Source organism: Acidihalobacter aeolianus (assembly GCF_001753165.1).
GTDB classification, from domain to species: domain Bacteria; phylum Pseudomonadota; class Gammaproteobacteria; order DSM-5130; family Acidihalobacteraceae; genus Acidihalobacter; species Acidihalobacter aeolianus.
In genome coordinates this window covers 115,507-140,858 of sequence record NZ_CP017449.1, presented here as the reverse complement: position 1 = coordinate 140,858, position 25,352 = coordinate 115,507, and the positions used below count along the sequence as shown (strand labels likewise).

Here is a 25,352-nt window from a genome sequence, read left to right as displayed (position 1 = left end):
GAGCCAGCCAATGCAAATCGACTACAGCTTGCCTGCGGATGCTGGGCAACCTCGCTTCTCATTCATATCGCCCGTGAACTGGTGTCTGCACCGCCCACTGGATCAACGTCATCTGATCAAGCTGTGTGCCAAGGACTACTACCGCGAACATGGTGGCGACCAGGCCGACTGGCCGGTGGTCATGGCACTCCACGCTGGCGAAAACGGTCGGGAGCTGTGCCGCTATCGTGTCGACCTGGAAGCTGAGCTCGTCTTCTACCCCGAGGTTTGCGAGGACCCCGCAGATGCGCCATCTGCGGACTTGCCACCTGAACTGCCACGCGGCACGCCGGGCTGGCGCCGTCGCCGGCAGGAGCGCCAGATACTGGAAGTCATGGCGCGGGCGACAACACCGCAGACAGGATGGGATGTCTACCAGAAGCTGCGCCGCCGGGGGCGAAGCTGGAGTGCCGATGAGTGCTGTACGATCATGCTGGCACTGGTGGGGTCTAACCATCTGAAGATCGCTGGTCAGGACCCGGATTGCGGCTGGCGCTATGTCCTGGCGGTCTCACATCCCGTCGACAACCCACGCTATCAAACAGACAAAGAGGCATAGCAACGCCATGACGCTACGCACTGAACTTCCGTTATTTCTTAGACGCAAAAACCCGGTCGAGGACAATAAGCCCGCACCCGACAAGACCGAGCACATGTATCTCGCCACACAGATGCAGCATACAACGCTGCGTAGCGTGGCCGATCAACTCTACGACGCGCCCCCGCTGACGCCAGAGGCCTCAGCGGCGCTGGCCAAACAGCTCGAGGAGCTGCTGCTGAGCCTGACGTTGGTGGTCGACTTCGACCGCGGCCAGTATGAAGAGACCGACCCGGTCCACTTCGGTCGCTATCTCCCTGAGATTGCCCGTAGCCTGCGTCAGGAGGCCGATGCCAGGGGCGGCAGCGTGTGGAGGGTCGGCAATACCGCCGCAAATAAGGCTGTGCGAGCGGGTCAACGACCCACGGCGGCACGCGCCACGGCTTCTGTCGTACCCAGCAATGCTGTGGCGGATACCGGCCGCCCGAACAGGTAACCCTGATAGGCGAAGCAGCCTATCGAGGCGAGCAGCTCCCGCTGTTCGTGGGTTTCCACGCCTTCGGCAATGACCTCAAACCCGAGCTTGCTGGCCATCGCCATAATCGCCTGCACGATGGACAGATCCCCACTATCGGTCGAGATATCGTGAATGAACGACTGGTCGATCTTGAGTTGATCGAGCGGCAGGCGCTTTAGGTACTGCAAGGAGGAGTACCCGGTGCCGAAGTCATCGAGCGAGAACCGGATCCCCAGCTCACGCAGCTGCTGCATGACGGCGATCGCATGCTCGGCGTTGTCGAGCAACACGCTCTCGGTCAGTTCGATCTTGAGGTGGTCGGCCGGCGCGGCATGGCGTTGCAGGGCCCGCCGTACGATCCTCGGGAATTCCGGCTGCTGGAACTGACGTGAGCTGATGTTGAACGATAGCGTCAGGTGTCGCATCAGCGGGTCGCTCTGCCACAACCGCAGCTGTGCGCAGGCCGCGTTGATGACCCAGCGGCCGATCGGCAGGATCTGGCCGGTTTCCTCGGCCAGCGGAATGAACTCGGCGGGTGAGACCAGCCCCCGTTCCGGGTGACGCCAGCGGATCAGGGCCTCGGCCCCGGTGGGGGTGCCGTCGCCATCGACCTGAATCTGATAATGCAGTTCGAACTGTCCATTTTCGATGGCGGTGTAGAGATCGGACTCGTCGGTCGCCCGCCGGTTGATCGACTCCTGCATTCTGGGGTCGAAGAACTGCATCGTATTGCGTGCGGTGTTCTTGGCCTGATACATCGCGATGTCAGCCTGCTTGATGCGATCGTCCAGGGTCAGATCTGCGTTGTTGAACAGGGTCGCACCGATACAGGCAGAAATCCGGTACGGCTTGCCGTCCAGCATGAAGGGCTGACCCAGGGCGTGCAGCAGACGTTGGCAGGTCGACTCGGTTTCACGCACCGCGGCCCCCTCGACATCGGCCAGGCTTTCCAGGATCACCAGGAACTCATCCCCACCGAGTCGTGAGAGCGTGTCGCCCGGGCGCAGGCAGTTCTGGAGCTGGACGGCCACTTGTTGCAGGACCAGATCACCGTAGTCATGCCCCAAGGTATCGTTGATGACCTTGAAGTTGTCGAGGTCGATCATCAGGACGGCGCCGTAGTGTTTTGAACGCTCTGCGTTGGATAGCGCGAGCGTTAGCCGGTCGATCATCAGATGGCGATTGGGCAGCTTGGTGAGCTGGTCGTAGAAGGCCAGTTCCTGTATCTCTTCCTCGCGTTGCTTGAGCTCAGTGAAATCGATCATGTAGGCGAAAGTCGTTTCGCCATCGGCCATGTGCACACGTTGCAGGGAAACGAGCACGGGGAATTCGGTACCGTTCTTTTTTCTCGCCACCGCTTCGCTTGAGAAGCTCTCACCCATCGCACTGGATTCATAGCGCCGGTACTGCTCCTCTAGGCGCTGGCCATCGTCGACAAAGAACGAGGCAAAGCGGCGACCGATCAGGTTTTCCTCGCCGGCGTAGCCATGCAGGACCTTGAACGCGGTATTGGCTTCGACCAGCGCCCCATCCCGGCAGAAGGCGATACCGATGGGTGAGGTATCGAACAGGGTACGGAACTGGGTCTCGCTGGCCTGTAGTGCCTCCCGTATGCGTTTGCGCTGAGTGATGTCACGTGAGGCGTTGAAGATGTACGGCTTGCCGGCGAGCAGGATGGGTACCGCGGCAATCTCGACAGGGATGATCGCGCCATTCTTACGTCGGTGGCGTGTCTCAAACACGGTGTATTGGTTGGCCTGGAAGAACCCGGCCAGATGCGCCCGGATTTCGGACAGTGTCATCTCCGAATCCCACTCGGTCACATGGCAACCATTGAGCTCGCCGCGCTCATAGCCCAGCATATCGAAGAACGAATCGCTGGCCTCAACCAGAAAGCCTTGCGCATCGACGATGTGGATTCCGTCGCTGGAGCTGCGCAACAACATCTGATTCTTTTCCGATTCAAGCGCCAGCGCCTGATGGGCACGGCGTGCTTCGGTCACATCGATCGCATTCGCGATGATTCTCACCACGTGTCCGAGCGGGTTGATGATGGTCGAGAAGTACAGGTCGAGGAGCAGTTCACGGCCATCTCGGCGCTTGAGACGGCTCTCGTAGGAGGCCGTCACGTCCTCCCCCGAGGCCAGCCGCTGGATCAACTGGACGAAGGTCCCGTTCTCGTCTTCGTCGCCCTGGATGCCGAACTCGGTGACCTTGCGAGCCAGGAAGTCCTCGCGCGTGAAGCCCGTCAGATTAACCGCAGCGGTATTGGCCTCGAGGATCCGACCGGAGCTGGGTTCGAACGACACCATGGCGGTGGGTGAGCGCTCGAACAGTTCGCGGAAGTTGCTTTCAGCGGTGGCGAGTTGCTGCTGGGACTCGAGGATGTAAACCGAGGACATGACCACGACCAGCCCCAGGATGTCATAGGACCCAAGCAGCACCCCGTGGACGAGGCCCAGCCGAACCAGGATGATTTCGGCGGTACCGAGGATCACGAAGCCGAAAGCGCCCAGCATCCACAGACGGCCCGGTTCGCGGGTCTCCCGATAGGAGCGTAGTAGCTGCACGAAGGCGTAACCTAACGATGATAAAACAACCGCCGTCGGGATGGCTGCGAAGTAGCCCGGCTGGCCCCGTGCGATGGTAATCACCTCACCCCAGGGCAGGGTCTCGCGGGCGATGCCGTAAAACTGCCGGAACTGCAAGGTATAGGGTAAGACCATTTCGATGACGATGAGGGCGGCGAAGGCCGCACCAAAAGCCACCACGAACCAGTGTGCCAGGCGTTTGGCGTAATACAGCGTAAAGACGGCCAGGGTGTAGACGAGCAGCAGGGCGAAGATATGCTCGAACTTCAGGCGTTCGAGGTACCCCGCTGCGGTCAGGCTCTGCACGGTGAGCATGTGTGAGAGCGAGAGCAGGAGCGCAAACAGGCAGACGACCGCAAACAGGGTATGCAGTGTACGGTGCACGGCGCGTCGACTGATCATCAGATGATGGATCAGGGCGTAGATCAGGATGCCATCAATGCCGGCCATGACGAGCTGGCTGAAATTATGGGACACGGACACACTCCACCATAGGCGAGCCCGCGCCTTATTTAGTTATTTCCCCCTGGACCGCTCTTTTTTTTATGAGTGTATTAGTCAACTACCCAGAAGATGCAACAAGCCGCTGATATTTTCAATCGATAACGTGTCGGCCCAATTGGGTATCGAGACCCATCTGCTTCACGACGCAGCAGACAATGGCCTGGTAATAGGGGTCACAGTAAGCCACGGCGCGCATTAGATCGTCCTGGCAGATGTCGCCGGCGCAGTATCGGTCGAGCAGTTCGAGGAGAGCCGTATAGGTGGGGTCATGTTCGGCGTGGCGGATCCACACCGCAGCGTCGCAGGCGGTCAGGGCGCTTGTGAGGTCAGGGGACAGGGGGCTGGGTGTTTGCACCACGGAGTCCTTCCATACGGTGATCGGGGCACAGGGGTGGTGTAAGCCATCTCCTGCCATCCATGTCGTGGGAGATTAAGGAAGCCATGGCCTTCGAGTGACCACACGAAAATCAGGGTATAGCCTACGACTAGACTACGTGCTGGGTCTCCGCTGCGTTACCGGCCAGGGGGTCCTGCGACCGCAGGTGCGCACTGGACTGGATCACGAGCTCGGCGAGTTTAGCTACGGCATGCACCGTATAGGGGTAGATCAAATGGCCGGCCGCCAGCATCAGGTTGGCGCGCAGGCCGAAGTCCTCGACCTCGATCCCCTCTTTGTCGGTAATCGGCGCACGGGCATCTGGACGGGTGTCGTAGTTGAGCGGTCCGTGTGACTGTTGCACGCGCTCGTAGTGGGTGAGTCCATCCACGTTGTAGGCCACCACGACGCGGTTAAGGGCGGCCGCGAAGCCGACCTCGTAGACGGTCCCGCTGTCCGGTTCAGGTCCGCGAAATCCGGCGAGGTTGGCGAGCACCCCGTCGGCTTGCCTGATGTGTGACAGATTGCGCGCGCGGATCGTCGCCGGCGCATCGGTCGGCAGCGCACCGGCATCGATGGGCGAGATGGCACGCAGTCCGAACTTGAGGCACAGCGCTTTGAGTTGGTCAAAACGCGCATCGGCGTCGGGGTAGAACAGATCGGGACCGGCGAGATACACAGTCCGGTAAGTGTTATTCGGGATCATCAGGCGACCTCCTCGATATCGTTCAAGTCATCGAACAGTGAAGGCGGATTGCTCGGCATCGGTCGCTTGCGTGCGGCCGGTGTGGCGGTACTCGTTTCGCTGGCTACCTTGGGTGTGGACGGGCTGTCCGTCGTTGTGGGTACCGATGGCGCGGGCAGGGCGGGGCGAGTCACCGGAAGGGCTGCCGACGGTTTGGCGAGAGACGGGGCCGGGGCGGGGGTCATCCTCGCTTGAGTCGGGGCCGCGGTCGACGTCGAGGCCTGCGTGGGTCCGGCCAGCGCGCGGTCGACGTCGAGGCCTGCGGCTTCGTGAATACCGCGGAAGGCATCCAGGACCTTCTGCGCGGCCTGGTCATGCGCGGCTTGATTTTCGGTGTGAACAGTCTCACGGGCATGGTGCAGCGTGCGCAGCGGGCTGTCGTAGGCCCAGCGGCACTTGGATTCGAGCTGGTCGACCAGCTTGTCGTGGAACTTGTCGGCCTGCTCGTATTGCTTCCAGAAATCCGGCCCAACTTCGCTGGCGCTCGTCTCCGGCGGGATCCATTGACGGTGTGCGCCGATCACCCGGTTGAGGCGATCGACCAGGTCCTTGCGTTTGGGGAAGAGGTGAATCGTGCCGATGCCTTTGTAGTAGCGCATCTGGAAGTACGTGCTGTCGATACGCTGACCGCGTAGCAAGTCCTTGAAATGATCGCCGGCCGCTTGGACCAGACCGTATTCCGGGGCTTCTTTGCCGTCGTCCAGTAACGCGAAGGCCTTGTCCAGCTCGGCCAGCACGCGTTCGTCCTCGTACCACAAGCTCCTGCTCCAGGAATCCGCGGCCCGGGCCTTGAGGATCACGCGCTTGTCGCGCAACCGCCAGCCGAGGCCCTTGTGCCGGTCGTTGCTCTTCCACCCGCGAAAGTAACTCAGATTGCCGGAGGCGTATCGCGTGAAGCTGTCGAAGGTGTACTCGAGCGTTTCGAGCTGAAGTTCCCACATGTTGGCGAGCAGACCGCCGAGAAAGCCGTAGACATTCTCCAGGGTGAAGTCGAGCTGCTTGATCTGGTCGAACTCCGACTCGAGGCGTTTCTGTGCCTGCAGGGATAGCCGGCTTCTGATCTTGCTGGTGTTAAGTATCCGGTTCCAGGCACGATCTTTGAGATCTTCGTAGCGCTCGGCAAAGGCCTTCTGCACGTCGTCGATGGGGCGGCTAGGTGCGCTCTTGCCCTCGATGGTTTCCATAAGGCTGCGGCCCAGTATCGACACGTAGTGACCTGCTCGCACCTCGGCCACGATGGCATCGGTCGTCGTCTTCACGGCCGCCTCGAAAGCAATCACTGCGTTCTCCAGTTCGTTTTCCGGCAATGCCAGGGCGTTGAGGTCGACGGGCGCCTCGGGGGCCGACCTGCCACCCTCGCGCTCTTTCTTGAGGTCGCCGATCACGTTGCCCAGGATATCCGCGCCTTTATCCTCGGGTTGCTTGTGCAGGTGGATGATCACGCAGTCGACCGCAGCCTTGCGCTCGGCATCCTCGAAGGCGTTAGGCACATGTTTGACGATTCGCCCGTGCTGTTCGATCAGCTTGACCAGGCGCAGACGTTCCTGGGTGCAGGGATTGTTAATCGTCTCCACGTTGAGCAGGGCGACGATCTGCGCGTTCCAGGCGATGTCCCAGGCGTGGAGGACGTGGGCCGCCCCCGCTTGGAAGGGTGGGTTAAGGATCATCCCGCTGTAGACCGAACCGCGAGTGAATTTCAGGAAGTCGTAACCGATGATGCGCACCGAGGGGAAGCGCCCACGCAGGGTGGCCTGACGCATCGGGTCGATCTCAATGACGTCGACCTGCTCCGTGCGAAAGCGACGATCAGGCATGGCTGCGATCAAGGCGCCGTCGCCGGCGGAGGGTTCCAGGATGCGTTGGGGGAAGGGTTCCACAAATGCGCGCCACATGTCCCAGCCCAGACCGTGAGGTGTGGGATAGAACTGCAAGGGATCGGTTGATGCCATGTGAATTCTCCTATCGGGTCAGCCGCCAGTCGGTGACCTTATTGGCTAATGGTATTATACCATCTTTCCTGTGTCATCATGGGCCATGACGAACAAGCTGTGTATAAGCCTGGGGATTGTCAAGGCGCCTCGTGCCGGTAGGATTAAGCCGGCGATAACCCGGTAGTCCGTGCAACGACCACATCAGCACCAGCGCCCACTCACCGTGAAACGACCACGCAGGATACCGCCGCCCGCTGCCGGTGCCGGGGACCAACAGTGGCCCCTGCAGTAAAAGCCCAGACCTCGGTGCCCGTAATCCGCCCACGCCCGTGCAGTGGCCACGGCGATCAAACGGGACGATACGGCACGACCAGGCGGGCAGGGTCAGGGCTTCGGGTGTAGGGATCGCCGTGTCACCGCCACCGCGGCGTCCGCGCTGGCGGTTTCCTGAGTACTGCCAAAACAGGCGGCGCACCGCTGCGGCTGAAGCGCATGCACACCCACACCAGGGCGCCCAACCAGGCACACACAAAGCCCAGGGTGCACCCACACCCACACCACACCACCCCACCCACAGCGGCGTGGTCAATCCCGCGAGCGTCAGCGAAGCGCGCGCCGCAGACTCGCACAAAACCCTCCCCGCGCCCGCGCCACCGCCACCGACATCACAAGCACAGGACCCAGCCCCCACCCGCCCCGCCGTGGCAACTCCGCGACCACGGATACAAGCACAGCACCTAACCACCCCGCCCCGCAAACCGGGTTTGACCAGACCTTGATCTTGTGGGGTGGCTCTGTCCTACGTGGAGACCGACAGGCCCACGTGTTTCAGGTAAGGAACAAATAAGGAGGGGGTAGGGGAGGTGTAAGCGAGTAAAGGGGGTGGTCGTGCAGACCCGTGTGGATAGGTAAGTAAGGCAGCTATAGGGGAGAACAAGAGATAACGCAGGGGCGCGGTTCTTTCACGTCTGAGTCTGAGACACAGGAGCGCAGCGGATGTGGGTCAGACCAGGTAGTGTCGGTGTGCGCCATGACGGGGATACGGGGGGTGTTCGCCGCCGATGCTGGATTCGGGCAACGCGCTGTCTGGAGGTAGGATGAAACGCGGGCAGCGAGCCCACTAGTACCGCGTCCGTCTCTCTGGCTCTGGCCACGCCCCCAGGCGGGGCTTGAGACAGAGATCGCTTGGGTTAGCAGAGCACAGAACCTGAAGCCGGCGAACAGGCAATCAGCCCGCACACAGAGATGGCTAGGACAAGGCCTTTTCCACCAAGGCCGTTATCCGTTCAGTCTGCGCCCTGCGGAGGCTGCTGGCGCCGCGCTGGAAGTTCCCCAGTACATTGAGCACTGCGGTGCGGCGGTTCATCAGGAACGATACATCTGACAGGATGTCATTCACACGCTCGTAAGAGTCTGCGAACTCGCCACGTGAGGATGCACGACGAGCCAAGTTGGCTCTAGGCAGGTGGACTGCGCGCCATTTGGTCTTGCCCACCCTCTCCCAGCGGTAGGCCCGCGGTTTGCCGTCACTCCACCTAATGAATACCTTGCCGCTATGTTGGGGCTGGATATCCTCGAGCGTTTTCGCGTACGCGTGGATCGCCACATCAATTTCGTAGAGCAGATCGCTCAGAGCATTGGCTGTGTCGAGCGCTTCTTTCGCAAGTCGTACCGGGATATCGCTATCCGGTTCAGATGCCAGCTTCCCGGCCATGAATAAACTCCAAGTCTGTGTCTGAGACACGGGCGCAACGCGCTTGTGGGTCAGACCAGGTAGTGTCCGTGCGCGCCATGACGGGCATACGGGGGTTTTCACCGCCGATGCCGGATTCAGGCAACGCGCTGTCTGGAGGCGGGACTAAACGCGGGCAGCGAGCCCACTAGTACCGCGTCCGTCTCTCTGGCTCTGGCCACGCCCCCAGGCGGGGCTTGAGACAGAGATCGCTTGGGTTAGCAGAGCACTAATCGGTTATCACGCCTAAATACGGCCCATAACGAACCAGTGCGAGTATATATGGATCGAAACAGAAGTAGTACGTGGCGGACACGTATTGATCTAAACACGACCCAACTCGATGCGGAGATTAAGGCAGGCATAGCCGTATGAGGGCGATCAAACTGGCGTCAATTTATAAACATTTATAAACACATCCGGCTGTCGAAGTACCTGGGACCGCCTAAACGGCCTGAAAAGGGCTGAAATATTCACCTTGCCCGCCTTGGAAACACGGGCGATAACGAACCAGTGCGTGGATATATGTTTATATCGAATTCGAGCCAATACGCTGCGCGAAAAAACAGGGTAATTTATAAACTTTTATAAACCGGTTGTCGCAACGGATGAATGGTATAATACTATTCGGGCACTTCCACAGAGGCCCAATCATGACCAGCCCAGCTACTGTAGCCTTAGACGTTGGCCGTTCCGCACTAAAGGTTTCTTACAGGGAAACGTCAACAGGCAGGCTCTGCCAGAACCTCATCCCGTCTGCGGTAATTCCCGCTTTCAAGATTACCGATGCCACCGAGGCAGAGCGGGCGGCGAAGGACACGGTTACCGTCCATGGCCAGCCCTACTTTGTGGGCACGACTGCACTCATGCAGGCGCGCGAGTCGGACAACGCACTCACGGATGAGTGGGTCTACTCCAACGAGTACCTTGCACTCCTGACCCATGGGCTAAACCAATCCGGCGCGCAAAACCCATTGTTGATGCTCGGCTTGCCATCAAGGGCTGCGAGACTTCATCGGCAGAAACTCAAAGACCACGTGATCGAGCACTTCGGCCTCGATGCGAAAGTCATGCCCCAGCCGATGGGCATCTACTACTCACACATGCTCAACGACATCGGCGTCCCAACGCCAGGCAGAGTCTTGTCTCGGGAAAGCTGGGCGGCAGTCGACGTGGGCCGCTACAGCACGGACCTGATACTCATCCTTGATGGCGTCTGGATTGAGCAGGTCTCCGAATCCTGCGCGGGCGTTGTTACTGCGGTAGACCACTTGCGCCGCTCACTTCGCGACGATGGCGTTGAACTCGATTTCACCGAAGCCGAGGCGGCGCTGCGCACAAAGTCCCTACGGTGGTACGGCAAGCAACGCGACATTTCACCATTGGTGGACAAGGCTATCGAACACCTGACCAATGACATCACTTCTACGGTGACTCGCTTACTCAGTGATTACGTCCGCAAGCTGGACGGTGTGCTGGTCGGCGGCGGCGGGGCGCAGTTTGTTGCCGACGCATTTCGCGCGCGGTGGCCGCATGTGGTCATCCCGGAGGATATTCGGTTCGCAGTCGCAGAAGGGATGCGGCGCTCGGGCGAGGCGCACATTCGTGCGCAACTCAAGAAGCGGTCCGCCTGATGCCAGCGCAGCTCCCCGTACGCCGCAAGAAAGGCGGCGGCAAGCCAGGGGTCAAATATCTCAGGGTCACGATCACAGAAGCGGATGACCCAGAGCTTTACGCGTTCATGCAGACCATACCGTGGGGCACAGCCACCCAGTTTCTGCACAGTGCACTTGTTGCAGCGATGCTTTCTGCCCAGGGACGGGCAGAAGCGTCCGCGCCTCTCATGGTTCGAGCAGTCCCCGCAGCGCAACCGGAACCGGCGGAGCCACAAATTAGCGCCGAAGACGAAGAAGCGCTCGTCATGAACATGGACCAATTCTAGGAGGATCACCTCGATGTACCACCACTCCATAGTTGCCTCTATTGGGTCCGCGCTCATACATGGCGCCATCTACCGTGTCATCTGGGGTATCACGCGCGGCCTTGGTTTGGTTGGGACACTCGCCGCCTCTGCTGCCATCCTCATCATCGGCGCACTGCTCACGCGCCTCTCACGACGTCGCTAGCACCATGAATCATCAAGACAAGCGCCTCATCTCCCGCGAACCTTGGTGGGCCAAGCCACCCGAGCCCGGCCAGGACGAGCTTTCAGTCGAGTGGGGCTGGTTGGAACATTGGTCCGATGGCAGCTGGAGATTTGACGAAGAGCGCCCGTCTGACGCTCAAATCAAGAACCGTAAAGGTTGTCGCCTAGCCTAAGCAGCTCCCGCGCATAGTCACCCGTGCAGGTCAAAGCCGTTACAGGTACTCGACCTGAACCCAGGCATCCGGGCATGGATGCGCAGGAGATACGCCAATGAAGCAATCTGGACGGTCTTTGATCGTGCTCGCCCAGGCTACGGCCAACGCGCTTGGCCTTATCCCAATTTTCAAAGGGGATGGCGCCTGGACCGATGGCAAGAAGTACATCTTCTTCCCATCTTTGCGTGCGATAGGCACAGAGCAACAAGCAGCGCTCCTACCGGGGTTGGCTGTGCACGAAGGTATGCACGTCCGCCAGACAGACCCGTACCCGGAGGACTTGGGTGCTTTCGGCAAGAGGCTCTGCAACGCCTTGGAAGATATACGCAACGAGCGAGACGCCCAGCGTCTCTTCCCCGGCGCCAAGGCGATGCTGCATGAAACTGTTAAAGCAGCCATCGCTATCGAGTGGTACCGCCCTCCGGAGCCTTCTGACTCCCAGGCGACCACCCTCGATGCTGCGCTGTTCTTGCCACTTCGCTCGTCCGAGTTGGGACACAGCGTTGTCGATGAGATGGCCGAGCAATACAAGGAACTCGCTAACCAGATTTTCGGCGAGGACCTCATGAACGATCTGCATACGCTCGCGAGACAGGCGACGTTAGCCTGCAACACGGCCGGCGTAGCACAGGGTGTACGCCAGATACTGGCTCGACTCAAGCAGGAAATGGAGCAGGATCCACCGCCACCCGGTAAGCCGAACGCAGACTCCGAGGCTTCCGATGACTCCGATGATTCCGACGACAGCAACACGTCCGACGAAGCAAACGGGTCTGACGACACCGAGGATGAGTCCGAGGGTCAGGGTGATTCCGAGGCTTCCGATGACTCCGATGATTCCGAAGACAGCAACACGTCCGACGAAGCAAGCGGGTCTGACGACACCGAGGATGAGTCCGAGGGTCAGGGTGATTCCGAGGCTTCCGATGACTCCGATGACTCCGATGACAGCAACACGTCCGACGAAGCAAACGGGTCTGACGACACCGAGGATGAGTCCGAGGGTCAGGGTGATTCCGAGGCTTCCGATGACTCCGATGATTCCGAAGACAGCAACACGTCCGACGAAGCAAGCGGGTCTGACGACACCGAGGATGGACAGCAACACGTCCGACGAAGCAAACGGGTCTGACGACACCGAGGATGAGTCCGAGGGTCAGGGTGATTCCGAGGCTTCCGATGACTCCGATGATTCCGAAGACAGCAACACGTCCGACGAAGCAAGCGGGTCTGACGACACCGAGGATGAGTCCGAGGGTCAGGGTGATTCCGAGGCTTCCGATGACTCCGATGACTCCGATGACAGCAACACGTCCGACGAAGCAAACGGGTCTGACGACACCGAGGATGAGTCCGAGGGTCAGGGTGATTCCGAGGCTTCCGATGACTCCGATGATTCCGAAGACAGCAACACGTCCGACGAAGCAAGCGGGTCTGACGACACCGAGGATGGCACACCTAAGCAAGGCGGTTCTGCAGGTAATCAACAGGTAATTGCCAGTGTCCTCGATGCCGAAGAGTCTGACATCAGGGACACAGACCTCAGCTCGCTACTAAAGCAGGAAGACGACAACCCACTGGCCCCTGTCGATGATGGCGACCAAGATGACGACGAAGCAGAAACGCTGACTCTGAGTAACCTCCTGCTTCTGGAAACACCAGTTAATCCACTGGAAGCCACCTTGGCAACCAGGCTGGCAGGTCCACTAGAAGCACTTTTGGTCGCAAGGACCGAAGCACAGCGCCATGTTCAGGATATGGGACGCAGGGTATCCACAAGGCATCTCGCACGCGCGATGGTTTCGGATTCGCGCATCTTCATCAACAAGACCGAAGGCGAGAAGCTCGATACACACGTGGTCATTCTCGGGGATGTCTCCTGGAGCATGGGCTATCAGGTGGATAGCCATATCTGGCAAGCGGCTGCGTTACGCGTGACTGGCGAAATGCTGGAATCGCTTGACGTGCCTTTCGCGGTTGGTCTTTTCGACAGCGCCGTATACCCGGTAAAGGAAGAACATGCACCCTTCCGCAAGTCGATGATCTACCCACTCGCAATGGGTGGAACGGAGATGGCGGCAGCGCTCTACTGGGCAATCCAGGTCAGCATGTCAGCTTCTGAGAAGCGTCATGTCATCATCCTGATGACTGATGGAGTCCCCAACAATCCCCCGGAGGTTGCCGCCGCGGTCAACGAGGCGCACCTGATCGGGATTGACGTCGCGCCTGTCTTCATCGGCAACACGTTTTTGATGGAGAAGAAGAAAGAAAGGTCGTTGGTGGAGATGGAAGCCGCATTTCCGGTTCCACCGCAGTACGCACCAACTGGTGAGCAGATCCCCGCCGCCTTGATCAATGCGTTGGAGATCACGTTAGAGCTGTAACCACGGACCCGTTAGCGATGCTAACGGGTCTCTTCTTTGTCCTTGTCGGACAGCGCCATGATCAACGAGGAGCGTGACAGCTTGCCGCAGGCCTTCTCATAACAAGCCACTAGGGCGACACGGGTCGCCACCGGTGTCTTAATCCAGTCCTGGTAGGTAGGCGCTATGGCAGAGAACTCATCATCGTGCCGCATCTGTTCGTAAAGCTCGTTGATGATGACCTCAAGGTCTCGCTTGTCCTCGAAAAAATCATCTTGCTCAAGAAGCCCAAGCTCGCGATATAGAAGCCCCAGCGGCATGCTTAACAAGAGAGCGAGCGAGCGAAGAGATTTGTAGCTTAGCGAGGAAAATTCGACATCGCTTTTAAGCAGACCGCGAAACAGGGCGCTAGAGATACCCAGCTCACGGCTGATACGGGCGATATCGATGTCTTCATCATTGTCCAGAATGTTCCCTAGCAACTGCCTAATCCTGCTTGGGCCACTCAGCTGTATCGAATTCTCCATATATCCTCGCTGCAGATGATCGAATAATAATAATGGTATTATACTATTCTGGTGTTGACTTCATAATGATTCACAAAAAAGCAAGATGGAGGTTATCGGATGCCACGTCACTACCGACAGGCACAGCTGGGACATACACAGAGCAGCATGCTGGTGGCAGGCGCTCTGAACGTGGTCTGGCTGGCCGGGTTCTTGCGGAACCCGTCACGCACCGAGGACGGCAAAACGACCTTCCTCATCCAGCAGACCAACAATCCTGACAAAGCGATCCCGGTACAACTTCCATCTAACAAGAGACTGAGAAACTCGTTCCGCGACAAAGGCCCCGTGAAGGTCGTGGGGCACATCATGGGGACCCAGAAGGGTAGTCAACGGTCCGCCTATGTGCGAGTCATTTCTGTAGAGCGGCCCACCCAGCTCGAGATGCCGCCATCTATCGCGTGGATGGATCACCTCAGGACCGAAGGCACGGATACCTTCAAACCCTTTGTAGACGGACAGCGTCTCTCTCAATCCTCAAACAGCGTAAAGATCGCAGGTTTTGTCGGATCGATCGTGAAGCAGCCCGTTAAAGCCAATGGCAACGGGCAGACTGGCACCGCGCGAGCCAAATATCTCTGGCTGCTCATCAAGCAAGTAGAAGACGATGGAGCTGCCATCCCTGTACGCGTCAGCCGATACACGGATGTGTACGCCTCGCGCTTACAGATCGGTCAACCCGTTATGATAGAAGGGAATATCAAGATCGACCAGCACAGCGGGGTATTCATAGACGCTCCGCATGTTCTGCAAGCAGAACCTGGCGATATTCCTTATCCCCCAGAATGGGCCAAGAAAATGCTCCTAGATTTCATAGACCTGACCCGTCGAAGCACTGAGCGTGTCGCCAAGGCACAGGCTACGCAGCCGGAGACATCAAATACAGACCCGGCACCCAATATAGACAGGGATGCGGCTCATGCGCATGGAGAAGGGGCACCAGCCAGGCGCCTTGCCAGCGCATCTGACTTGTAGCGCCGCATGAACGTAATCCCACTAGACAAGTCACTTCGCTGCGCCTGGCAACCGCACCTCGATGAACTCCCCTTATGGATACGTGAGGACGCCTATTCCTATACGCTCGAGCGCACTAGGCAGTCAGGTCAGACTGCGCTAGAGGATGGCATCCAGACCTTGGCTAACTACAAGACTATGCCGCTCTGGATCTTCAACACCGAGAAAGCTAGAACCTCAGCGCTTGAAGCCCACACGCAATACGGCCCGGGCGGTCTTCTACTCCTGTCTAGGCGACGCTTGATGGAAGTGAAGCCTCAAGTCGCCATACTGCACGCGGATACATCTCACCAGCATCGCGCCTGTCTGATGAGGCACCTTTCAGAACTGCATGCTGAAAAACCCATAGGCAAAATCTACTGCACATACTCTGCCAGCCCACAGGTGAGCGAGTGGGCGCGTAATAATGGCGTGTGCCTGGAACAAGCCAGTGACTACACACTACTCCTGGCCCCATGGGACCCAGAAGGTGGCGTGGTTCTAAGCCGGCACGTTGCGGATCACGGCAATCGCGATAGGGATGCGTAATCCACTCGTTCAGTCTGCGATCGTTGTGACTGGCCTTTGGTGGTCCATCTCTGCTTTATCGTTTATCAAATCATCTGAGATAAAGCACCTCTACGATCCAGTGGACCTGCTGGACCGGGTGACCAAAAGTCTCTCAGTTGATGTACTAGCCATGGGTGCGGCCGCAGGTACCGTCGCATTGGTCATCGGCGCATTCCGGCTCAGAAATAAGCAGGCACTCAGCGGACGCACGTATCAGGGTTTTACCACCACGCTTGGCATTATTCCGCCAGGTCTCGGTGCGCCTAAACGACACCAGAATGCAGCGCCGGCGTTCCCGCAAGACGACCCATTGCATGAATGGCATCAGCGCATGCAAGGGCATCCGTCTCATGCCGCAATGCTCAAAGCAGTCATAGAAGTCATGGCCGCTCATGACACCCCTGCAGCACCAGTCTCAGGCTGGCATGCAGACCTGAGTCTGTTCGAGCACTCATGCAACGTCTGTCGTTACATGGTCACTCATGCGGCAGACCATACCTACGAACCGCACATCAACCAGCAAGGACAAATAACACATCCTCTGCATGATCCGATGTATCGGTTTGACCCAGACGACCCCTTGGTGGGTCTCGTTGGCATGGCGCATGACCTCGGCAAGGTAGAGACCTACATACGCGACAAGGGTGGGCTGATCGTAGAAAAACGTCATGACCACGACCGTCTTGGTTCCTTCATGCTCGCTCGCTTACCGGAAGCATGGGACCTCCCCGCTGAAGATCGACAGGATCTTATAGCGGCGATCGCTCACTACCATCACCCCAACTACATGTCGAACTCTGTGAGCGACCGCGCGCGCGCGCTCATGGAATACTTGCGTGAAGCGGATGCGCAGGCATCAAAAGAAGAAGGTCGTGAAATCCTGAGTCCCAGAGACACCAAAGAGGATGACTCGGTAGATCCCGTCTTCGAGGCATTTGCTGATCTGCTTGCAATCCCTGGCCGTCTGAATGGGAAGAACCCGAGTCTGAGGATCGGCTACAAGCACAAAAACAGGCTTTATCTGGCAGAGGAGCCTTTGCGCATCGCGTTAGCGGAGCGACTGGGTTTGAATGCCGCGCAACGCAAAAAACAGCTTGCGGATCGCCGTTATGTATTAACGGTAAATCTTATGGAAAATCTGGATAACCGCGACCTGCTCTTCAAGAACCACAACGGACAGACATACTCAAAAGAGCGCGCTTATTGGAATGTGACCTTTAAGCTGGTCAATATCAAGGATGATTCGAAGTCAAAAATTATCCAGCAAAAGCACCTGATCATCGTCAAACTCGAAGGCCAGCTTAAATATCTGAGTCAGGCGATACCTGACAGTCTCGGGATACCTGAGACTGTCGAGCCATACTGGGGTGTCCGCGCAGCATTCAGAAGCGATGTAGACAGCGCAACATCAACAACACCAACGACCCGGACACATGAGCCCGCAGAAAACGAGACCGCAATCGACCTCACACAAGACGAGGTCCAAATGTCGGCTGACGCGTGGATTAACCACCTCAATAAGTCGGCGGCTACAAAACCAGATAATTCAAAGAATCATGATGGTATAGGTGCTCCGGATAAACGATCTGAGAATAGTGACGTACATCAAACTGTCACCGAAATGGACAACAGTATTCACGACGCACAGAATAGACAACCACTTGATAAGCAAGAAATAAAGCAAACCGATCATGACTCGGTTGCCGATGTAACCCGGTTACTTTCCGGGACTGAATTAAGGAAGCTCTACATCAGTCTCAAGCGCGCCGTAAAGCAGAGTACGGTTAGGTACCAACAGGTTGGATGTGATGAACCTGAGTTCGAGAAATACGGGATTTATCTTGATGAGCAAGCAAAGTCGATATTAGGTGCTAACCTCTACCAGATCTTGCTTTCGCACATCAAGAACGGCAGCCCATTAGGCGACATGCTTGAGGCCAAAGAAAGTAAGCAAGAAATCGGGACATACGTGATCATCCTGCAGACAAAAGCAAATACAGACTAATGTACCAATCAAAATCGGTACTGCACTCATAAGTTGGAGGACTTGAGGTGGGAGCGAAGGTAATACAGTTTGTAAATACAAAACCGCCGAGCGCTGATGCTATGGCCGCATCGCTGAACAAAGTGCTTTGCACGGGCCGCGAGGTGATGAGTAACTCGGATCCGGATGCTCAGCTCTCGATGGAGGCCAGGATCAGGCAAATGATGGCTTCATATCACTGCTCATATGATCGCACCGCGGCGATTGTGGCTGAACTTCACGACACGCTGCTACCTGTTGTAGGGCCGGCAGCAGCAGAACAGCTACAAGCGATTCTGTATGCCATCTCACACTGCCTCTGATCCTTCCTGGGGCAACCTCGCTTTAGCCATTCAGGAATATTTGTCAGGACAAGCCACTGAGCGCTCACTGCTTGCACGTGCCTGGCCGCTGTTGCGAGCCAGGGCGTGCCGTCTCACCCAGCGGTATGGCATCAGTGAAGCCGACTCAGAAGACATCGCGCAACAGGTTCTAATCGCGCTACCCGCCAAGATCGCTCAGACCTACGATCCTTCGCGTCCACTCGAACCCTTCATCAATAGCTGGCTCTCAAAAACCGGCGCCGCGCTGTGGAGGAAGAAATCACGAGAGCGCGCGTTCAGTGAGCTTGAGAACTCGGAGGGCGATGGACAGTTACTACTCGACCGCCTCTCAGAAGCCCAATTCGACACGGCAGCCGATATAGATGCCGTAGACAGCATCGACGTTGGTAATGCGCTTTCTGAGTACATGAGGCTCCGTCAGACGCACGAAGCACCAAAACCCATCGTCACCTTATCTCAGAGCCAACCGGCTCCAACCAAGCCCTCAGAATCTGAAAGACAGACGGACCAGCGGGATTCGTTGGGGCAACGAGACCATGACGAGCTTAAGGCGATACTCGCTGAGCTGAGAATCACACGTAATGATTTCGCGGCCCTACTGGGCATAGGCAAACCGAGATTAGCCTCCTACCTCTACAAGGCGACCAAAACCGTCCCCGCAAGCGTCATGGAGAGAGCCCGCGAGGCGAAGAGGATTCATAAGCCCACGGCAGACAACCTTGATGCGCGATATCACGATCGCATCAGCGAAACACTGAACCACTGGATCGAACGATACCGCCTCCCTGAAGATAACAAGCAACTTGGGAAAATCCTCGGAGTGGATCCAGTCACTATCAAGCGCTGGCGGCGTGACCAAATCCAGCCGAGCTTAAGAAAAACCCAGGAATATGAGCAACGTGCGGTTTTATGGGCACGAATGGACGGGGCGGGCAGCTCACCAACAACGTGAACAACTCAGCCATATCCTCGCACGAAGCCGATGAACTTTTGATGAGCGCAAACGACGCAAAAGCGATCTCGTTACAGCCGAAGCCATGAACCAAAAGTGACCACAAATGTATCTCTATTGAATCAGTCAATCTGAATTACAAAGGTTCCTTCACAAAACAACTGAATAACGTCAATGTTGTAAGCTCTGTTGGTAACGGCTTGATAGCTAAATCACGTGGCGGCACGGATGAAATACTCCTCCAGTTTGATGGCAACTGTCACATCGAATACACAGAACTAGATCAGCAGTTTCCTATAGCTGCGCGCAAATAAAGTCATCATCATTGACTAGATGAATGCTTTTCCACGCCCACGCCCACGTCCTGACCGACACACATGGGCGTTTTGTTTCTGGTGCCCAAAAAAAACCTACTGCAGTGAATGCCGCAGTAGGTCTGTATGTAACTACCAAGCCCATCCTCGAGGGGGTGGGGCAGGATTCTCATCCTTACAATCAGGATCATCACCAGACTCGATCTCTTCATCATCGAATCCGATCACCTGGTCATCATCCTCACTGCGCTCTCCAGAGAGGAGCTTCGTAGGATCAGATAGCCAATTCATCAGGCTTTCCAGTCTGACGAAATCACCACCTTCTATGGGCCCAGTCTTAGGCAACTGATTGAGGAAGTCATCAATCGCTGCTACTGCAGCACCAGACATACCAGGTGCGATCCAGTTAAGCGTATTGAGCTTGTTACGGATGCGTTCCAGCACGCGTAGTGACCTACGGTTGGTTTTCGAACGACCAGAGGTCCAGCCGTCCTTGACCAGAGCGCGGACATCCATCGCAAGTTGGCCATCGAGGCCATCGAGCATGGGCGATGCACCCTTGGAGACATCCGTACCTGCACCGTCAGTCGCTAACTCTATCTCGATCGGATATTCACGAACGGTCATCTTGATGCGTTCACGAATCTGAACACCGGTCAGAGCAGCTGCCCTGATTTTGTTCTCCCAGTCTGGATGCAATGAAGCCCATTCATCGACCTTGCGATCAATGTCTTGAGCCAGTTCATCACGCTCACTGTTGAGTTGAGACATGATTACGTCCAGTTCTTCCTTGCATTGAGCCAGATTTTCATCAGGGATGATGTAGACGGACCCAAACGCTATTCCAGTCCTGCGCATGACCCGCAGGACGGCTTGGCGGTTTTTTTTGATGAACCGAAGATCAGCCTTGCTGATCCACCGCTTCACCCCAAGCGACACCAGTTCAGGAGGAACGGCGATGCCACCGATGTCATCGGTGTCCAGGGCCGTGGTACCGGTAATCCCCGTAAGTACGGGGTCGATCAGTGTAAGCTTCATGAAGTTTTCTCCTCTAACCCCGGTCTTTTGCGCGCGAGCCCCGGGGGATGGCTCATTGGGTATTGCTGAACGACGTGGCATAAATGCGCCTCCGGTCGCGTGTAAAAAAAAACCCGCGTGGCATCTCTGCACACGCGGGCAAGGAGGTTACTGGTGGGGTATCAAGCGTTATTCAACGTCCTCTGTGCTTGATGCCGGTAAAGGGATACATCGTTCTGGATTAGGCGGGCGAAATAGCCACCTACGCTGAAACTAATCAGCAATGTCACAACGACAGAGATCAAAATATTTCGAAACATGAGTCAGCACTCCTGGTAATAGGGCGCATGAAAATAGGTATGGGATACGAGAGAATCGGGCCGGGATTGCCGGCAGGGTCACGGCCGCGAATGCGGTTTTGGAACTACGCGCGAGGCGCGAGGAGAATATGCCGGCCTGACCTCTCACTCGGGACGGTGCGCCGCGAGTTTCTGTCTGAATTGACGTGCGCGCGTGTATAAAACGGATGACTGATTCAATCGACCAAGATGGAATACGGTGGTACCGTCACGCCGAAGCGCCGGCGGGGGCGGTTCTTTGCTTCTTCACGGATAGGGATGGAAAGCATCGAGGACCCTCGGCACGCCATGCGGTTGAATGCCATGCGGCCGAAGTCGGTATCGGAGCGGGTCGGACGGGGCAGGCCTACGCCATTCCTCTGCGGGGATCGGGCTCAGCAATTCTTCCGTTCACTGAGTTGCTGCAGCATGTGCGCGGGTTTCTACACTACGCCCGCCGGCACAGTGACGAAGCTTTCGTGGTGAGTGCGTATTCAGAGGCCTGCGCGGGGTACCCGAAGTCTTGGATGGCAAGCCTGTTTTCGGGTTACCCGCCCAATGTCTTTTTTCGTGACTGGGGCTTCGAGCAGGAGATCCCGGTTGCGCATAACCCTTTCCGAGTAGTCGTGGCAGGCCCCCGCCATATGCCCAATAAAACCGAGGTCTGGCGCCGCCTGGATGAACTCTCGTCAAGACTCAAGCCGACCGTTCCGTTCCAGGTTGTGACCAGCGAATCCCAAGGCACGCCCCAATTGGCGCGTGAGTGGGCCATATCACGAGGTCATGCCGATAGGGTATTCACCGCCCCCTGGACTGTGCTCGACGTGCCTGGCGCAATGCCGCATGTCACTGGAAGTGGGCGCGAGATCAACGCGTCGGCCGGGCGCATCAGAGATGCCTGGGTGGCGGCCTACGCGACGCACCTCGTGGCGTTCCTGGATCAACGGTCGTTCAGCACCCGCCACTTGATACAGCTCTGCCGGCAGGAAGAGGTAAAGGTACCTGTGTGGTTGCCGCGGTGGACTGCCTAAAATGCAAAAACCCTGACCAGTGATGACTGGCCAGGGTGTGTTGGTACTACTCCTCGATCGCTTTGACAGCAACATCTCTGTCAGTCAGGACGACTTCAAACCGACCCTGAGCGTAACGCTCGGCACCTCCCTCGAGCAAAATCCTCCGAAGGACGTCTAGGTGCCCGTCTTTGCGCGTGATGGCGATCAGACGGCTTAGCTGCTCGATATCACCATCGCGCTCGGTTGACGAGATCTCACCGTTGTCATCCTCGTAATTGAATGCCTGCAGTACAGCATTCCCACTACTATCTGACGACGGTATCACTAGAATCGACCGGATCGCGTTTTCATCATCATCGGCGGCAGGTCCACCGACAGGCCCTTCATAAAAAAAGCCCAGTGGCACATCGAGTGTTTCATCGCCTCGATGTAGCACGGCCCTTTCACAGATCACGACCTCCTGGTTATACAGGTACGTACAATTAAGCATCTGGTTTTGTGATTCACCACATAACTCCAGCCAGAAATCACGATTCCCGATCTGATCTACACCAGTTTCCTTCTGGTACACCCAGTGACCACCATCCAGACGCCCGTCGAGAACGACCTTATCCCGCAGATATGCCCACATTGACGAAGCAAAGCTGCCGCTTACCGGGTCCTCTCCGAGGTCCCTTTCAGGGTCAAAATCTCCCTTCACGAGATAACCAGGCACCACACTTCGATGCAGCGCTGGGCCTTTTCCTCCAAGTGGGTTATCCCAGTCAGACAGCTTAGGAACGTCTCTGAACCCGCCAATAACTTCGGGTGGCAGATAGGGGTTATCGTTGAGCAGATCGAGCATCCCGAATGTTTCGAGCAGACGGTATGCGCGACTTGCCACGATAAGTGGATCGGTAGTTTCTACCAGCTCACACAACCTTGAGCGCCACCGTTCCTTAATGACGTCGCGTACCAGGTTAATATTTTCGTGATGATTTACGAGAGATTCTCGATCCGGCAACCGTCCTCTAAATTGTTTCGAGTCGAGATGAATGACGTCAGTAATAGAACCTCTGAACATGCTGCTATTACTGACCAGAAAGCCCTGCAGGTAGACTGCAAGATGAGTGGCAGGCCTAACGTGTTCCAGGTCTTCCTCGATTGAGACTATGCTTGCTGAACCGATACCGACGTCTTCAAAAATCAGCCCACTATCGAGCGCATGCTCTCTCTTGAGCAGGCTGCCATTACAGCAGACAGGGATCGGGAAACCCTTGCACATGTGCTCAATGATGCAGAGCGCATGCTTGTCATCCACCACGTGCCGCCAAAATTCCTTCGATAGCCCATTCAGCCTGATCACTGTGCCGATCATGGCGCCCGCTGTCTCGCACGGGACGACATCAATCGCATCGAAGTTCAATGCATCCTCGGTGGAAAACGACACTCGCTTACCCAGGCTTTCAACCTCGACGACTCTTGCTGCGAACAAGGCTGATAGAAAGCCCAGACCATACGGGCCTTCCTGAGAGACAGTTTCTGCATCCCATCCAGAGTCAGCCAGGCTGAATAACACCTGAAAATCAGCGATGCCATTGCCATCGTCTTTGATGATTAGGCTATCCCCTGCGCAGTCGACTTCGAGATCAACCTGCGTTGCTTTCGCTCTTCGTGCGTTCTGTAGTAGCTCCTTGAGGAAGGTCGTTCCGGTAGAAAAGGCGGAACGCAAATGCTGGACCAGTTTCTGTTGATTCACTTCAACGGTTACTGTGCTCATCGCTTATGACTCCTATCACCCTTGCCTGGGCCAGGTCGACGGCAAGATGCCATCAACTGTATTGCTGGGCACAAAGGCACAAACTGGTGCTCAAGGATTCACGCGAGGCGCGTTATTAACCTGGGTGTGACCACCGATAATCGCGGTCGGCTCGAGGAGTATCAGAAGATGCTTCTGGCCGGAGCCAATCTCAAATGACGAGGCGCAAAGAGGCGGCGTATGACCATGTCCTGCTGCATGCCATACGGACCGCTTGGCCCGTATGGCACTTCTTATTGAAGCCTTCAGACCAACACGCTTAGCTCACTTCGCCCACGTTGATTGCGAGCTGGGTGCCGATCCCGCCTTCTGCATTGATCACCACGGGGCTATCCAGGCGCCACAAACCACTAGCTTTGTCTTCGACGGCACCCGGCAGCTTCTGCTTGTAGTAGAACTGCCCTGTCACAGTCAGTTCCTGCAGGGGTAGGTCGGCAAAACCGACACGCGCCGTTGCTTTGTAGTTCTGAGTGTTGCCTGGGATGCTGAGATTGATGGTTTGGCCCAGGTTGAAGCTCTTTGATGCTGTGTGCGTCTTGCTCGTGGTCTCGCCGAACGTCGTGCTGAAAGATGTCGTGACGGTGCCGGAAGTGGAATCTACACCCGGCACGCCCGCGGTCTCGGTCACAGAGATCGTCACTCCCATCGTCATCGAATACTGCAGCTGCACAGAACTCGAGATCGTGTAGGTCTGACCCTCCGCAATCGACAGCTGTACCCCGATCGGCGTCGACTTACCGTTGTCACCGGTGATGGACTCCTCGATCACCTGGTTGGAGGGTAGGCCCACGGTATACGGCATAGAGGCCGACTTGATGTTGGCTTTTACCGGCTGATAAAGGGTCCATTTAAATGCATGGATCCGATCATTAAAGCCGTTGTCCGTGAAGTTGGCGGTGGCGGGCTTTTCGTGACTCTCGAACGTGTTGGTCGCGCCGAAACTGACGTGACTACCAGAGCCATCATGCTCTGTGGCGAGTACGCTGAGCTGCGGCGGCGTCAAACAGGGGTAGTTGATCGACGAAATCTTCCCGTCCAGGAACCAACCAGACAGATTATTCCAACCCAGGCCAGGATCCTTCGGTGATTCATTCTGTGGGCCCGTCGGCCACTCAGCCGCAAAGATCGTATTGAGCGGCCCTTCCTGGTTCACGTCCCGGAACAGTTGAATCCAACCCTCAGCTAGGTCGACCTGGCGCCATATACCGGCTGAAAGGCAGTCGTTGGCACCGTAGGCGGGCAGGTCGACCGTATCTACCTTGCCGGTACCGATCAGATCCACACAGATGCCGGCGCCAGCAAAGTTGTACGGGTTCTGCCGCGAGCTCAGTATGTTGTCAGTCAGTGTGCAGACAACCCCATCAGGCAACTTGAAGGCTATCCAGGTGGCGGCGTCTTGCAGCGGCGTGCCGGCGAATGAGAAGTCCTGGCCCTCAGGGAAGCTCGCACTGTAAATATTGAGCTTGAGCTGTTCGCTCCCCCAGTTGTCGTCCTTGAAGAGGATGATGTCGCCATCTTTCAGATCGAAAGGCGGCTTGGAGGCAACGCGAGGTGGGACATAGAACGGCGCATCGTAAACATTCGGCATTGGGACATGCTCCTTTGGCTTGCTGCGTATGTGCAGCGGTAACCCCCCGTGTACTACGGCCCTGTGGACCGGCCGGCACCGGTGCCGCTTGTGTTCACCAAGCGCGGCTTGCTGCATTACAACGTGATTGGCCGGGAGG

21 protein-coding genes and 1 pseudogene are annotated in these 25,352 nt (G+C 57.1%); 13 read left to right on the top strand and 9 right to left on the bottom strand.

The window, feature by feature from the left end; translation table 11 throughout:
• The first annotated feature begins 10 nt into the window (after positions 1 to 10).
• Both BJI67_RS16365 and BJI67_RS17670 read left to right on the top strand, forming a co-directional pair.
• Positions 11 to 598: a hypothetical protein gene (locus tag BJI67_RS16365; protein WP_156782270.1), complete on the top strand. Its 588-nt coding sequence runs from the start codon at positions 11 to 13 to the stop codon at positions 596 to 598.
• 7 nt (positions 599 to 605) lie between these two features.
• Complete coding sequence (locus tag BJI67_RS17670; protein WP_156782269.1) at positions 606 to 1,073, top strand: hypothetical protein; 468 nt, start codon at positions 606 to 608, stop codon at positions 1,071 to 1,073.
• Here BJI67_RS17670 and BJI67_RS16355 read toward each other — a convergent pair.
• The 5 genes from BJI67_RS16355 to BJI67_RS16335 form a co-directional block, all read right to left on the bottom strand.
• Positions 992 to 4,162 carry a sensor domain-containing protein gene (locus BJI67_RS16355; protein WP_156782268.1) on the bottom strand — a complete coding sequence of 1,057 codons (3,171 nt, stop codon included), beginning with the start codon at positions 4,160 to 4,162 and terminating at the stop codon, positions 992 to 994. The two genes, BJI67_RS17670 and BJI67_RS16355, sit on opposite strands and share 82 nt — an antisense overlap.
• A 118-nt stretch (positions 4,163 to 4,280) precedes the next feature.
• Positions 4,281 to 4,544, bottom strand: a complete 264-nt coding sequence (locus BJI67_RS16350) for a hypothetical protein (RefSeq protein WP_156782267.1) — start codon at positions 4,542 to 4,544, stop codon at positions 4,281 to 4,283.
• A 130-nt stretch (positions 4,545 to 4,674) separates the two neighbouring features.
• Positions 4,675 to 5,271, bottom strand: a complete 597-nt coding sequence (locus tag BJI67_RS16345; protein ID WP_070074331.1) for a nucleoside 2-deoxyribosyltransferase — start codon at positions 5,269 to 5,271, stop codon at positions 4,675 to 4,677.
• Positions 5,271 to 7,259, bottom strand: coding sequence for a DUF4942 domain-containing protein (locus BJI67_RS16340; RefSeq protein ID WP_070074330.1), 1,989 nt, complete (start codon positions 7,257 to 7,259; stop codon positions 5,271 to 5,273). The genes BJI67_RS16345 and BJI67_RS16340 overlap by 1 nt, the downstream gene beginning before the upstream one ends.
• Positions 7,260 to 8,490: 1,231 nt before the next feature.
• On the bottom strand, positions 8,491 to 8,955 hold the full coding sequence (locus BJI67_RS16335) for a hypothetical protein (RefSeq protein WP_070074329.1): 465 nt from the start codon (positions 8,953 to 8,955) through the stop codon (positions 8,491 to 8,493).
• A 671-nt stretch (positions 8,956 to 9,626) separates the two neighbouring features.
• Between BJI67_RS16335 and BJI67_RS16330 the strand changes: the two genes are divergently transcribed.
• The 5 genes from BJI67_RS16330 (at position 9,627) to BJI67_RS16315 (ending at position 13,718) form a co-directional block, all read left to right on the top strand.
• A complete protein-coding gene (locus BJI67_RS16330; RefSeq protein ID WP_156782266.1) occupies positions 9,627 to 10,607 on the top strand; it encodes a ParM/StbA family protein in 981 nt (326 codons plus the stop codon).
• Positions 10,607 to 10,915 (top strand): hypothetical protein, encoded by a 309-nt coding sequence (locus tag BJI67_RS16325; RefSeq protein WP_070074327.1) that lies wholly within the window; start codon positions 10,607 to 10,609, stop codon positions 10,913 to 10,915. Before BJI67_RS16330 ends, BJI67_RS16325 begins: the two co-directional genes overlap by 1 nt.
• 188 nt (positions 10,916 to 11,103) lie before the next feature.
• Positions 11,104 to 11,292, top strand: a complete 189-nt coding sequence (locus BJI67_RS18055; RefSeq protein WP_083251045.1) for a hypothetical protein — start codon at positions 11,104 to 11,106, stop codon at positions 11,290 to 11,292.
• A gap of 97 nt (positions 11,293 to 11,389) precedes the next feature.
• Positions 11,390 to 12,466, top strand: a complete 1,077-nt coding sequence (locus BJI67_RS16320; RefSeq protein ID WP_070074326.1) for a hypothetical protein — start codon at positions 11,390 to 11,392, stop codon at positions 12,464 to 12,466.
• Positions 12,429 to 13,718 carry a vWA domain-containing protein gene (locus tag BJI67_RS16315; protein WP_070074325.1) on the top strand — a complete coding sequence of 430 codons (1,290 nt, stop codon included), beginning with the start codon at positions 12,429 to 12,431 and terminating at the stop codon, positions 13,716 to 13,718. Before BJI67_RS16320 ends, BJI67_RS16315 begins: the two co-directional genes overlap by 38 nt.
• Positions 13,719 to 13,738: 20 nt before the next feature.
• Here the strand turns inward: BJI67_RS16315 and BJI67_RS16310 are convergent, their stop codons facing one another.
• Positions 13,739 to 14,179, bottom strand: a complete 441-nt coding sequence (locus BJI67_RS16310; protein WP_197513422.1) for a hypothetical protein — start codon at positions 14,177 to 14,179, stop codon at positions 13,739 to 13,741.
• Between the two features lie 144 nt (positions 14,180 to 14,323).
• Between BJI67_RS16310 and BJI67_RS16305 the strand changes: the two genes are divergently transcribed.
• The 4 genes from BJI67_RS16305 to BJI67_RS16285 all read left to right on the top strand — a co-directional run bounded on the left by BJI67_RS16305 (position 14,324) and on the right by BJI67_RS16285 (position 19,145).
• Entirely contained in the window at positions 14,324 to 15,238 is a 915-nt protein-coding gene (locus tag BJI67_RS16305; RefSeq protein WP_070074323.1) for a hypothetical protein, read from the top strand.
• Between the two features lie 559 nt (positions 15,239 to 15,797).
• Positions 15,798 to 17,831: an HD domain-containing protein gene (locus BJI67_RS16295; protein WP_070074321.1), complete on the top strand. Its 2,034-nt coding sequence runs from the start codon at positions 15,798 to 15,800 to the stop codon at positions 17,829 to 17,831.
• A gap of 101 nt (positions 17,832 to 17,932) precedes the next feature.
• On the top strand, positions 17,933 to 18,172 hold the full coding sequence (locus BJI67_RS16290; RefSeq protein ID WP_070074320.1) for a hypothetical protein: 240 nt from the start codon (positions 17,933 to 17,935) through the stop codon (positions 18,170 to 18,172).
• Complete coding sequence (locus BJI67_RS16285; RefSeq protein WP_156782264.1) at positions 18,150 to 19,145, top strand: hypothetical protein; 996 nt, start codon at positions 18,150 to 18,152, stop codon at positions 19,143 to 19,145. The genes BJI67_RS16290 and BJI67_RS16285 overlap by 23 nt, the downstream gene beginning before the upstream one ends.
• Before the next feature lie 446 nt (positions 19,146 to 19,591).
• Here BJI67_RS16285 and BJI67_RS16280 read toward each other — a convergent pair whose 3' ends face one another.
• Complete coding sequence (locus BJI67_RS16280) at positions 19,592 to 20,497, bottom strand: DUF3150 domain-containing protein (RefSeq protein WP_070074318.1); 906 nt, start codon at positions 20,495 to 20,497, stop codon at positions 19,592 to 19,594.
• A 505-nt stretch (positions 20,498 to 21,002) separates the two neighbouring features.
• On the opposite strand from BJI67_RS16280, the pseudogene BJI67_RS18405 reads away from it, so the two are divergent.
• Together BJI67_RS18405 and BJI67_RS17665 are read left to right on the top strand one after the other, a co-directional pair.
• Positions 21,003 to 21,374 (top strand): annotated as a pseudogene (locus tag BJI67_RS18405) (A1S_2505 family phage non-structural protein); the annotation flags it as partial.
• 84 nt (positions 21,375 to 21,458) lie between these two features.
• A complete protein-coding gene (locus tag BJI67_RS17665) occupies positions 21,459 to 21,845 on the top strand; it encodes a hypothetical protein (RefSeq protein WP_156782263.1) in 387 nt (128 codons plus the stop codon).
• A 46-nt stretch (positions 21,846 to 21,891) separates the two neighbouring features.
• On the opposite strand, the gene BJI67_RS16270 is transcribed toward BJI67_RS17665, so the two are convergent.
• Complete coding sequence (locus BJI67_RS16270; protein ID WP_070074316.1) at positions 21,892 to 23,586, bottom strand: ATP-binding protein; 1,695 nt, start codon at positions 23,584 to 23,586, stop codon at positions 21,892 to 21,894.
• Between the two features lie 298 nt (positions 23,587 to 23,884).
• Complete coding sequence (locus BJI67_RS16265; RefSeq protein WP_070074315.1) at positions 23,885 to 25,213, bottom strand: hypothetical protein; 1,329 nt, start codon at positions 25,211 to 25,213, stop codon at positions 23,885 to 23,887.
• Between the last annotated feature and the right edge of the window lie 139 nt (positions 25,214 to 25,352).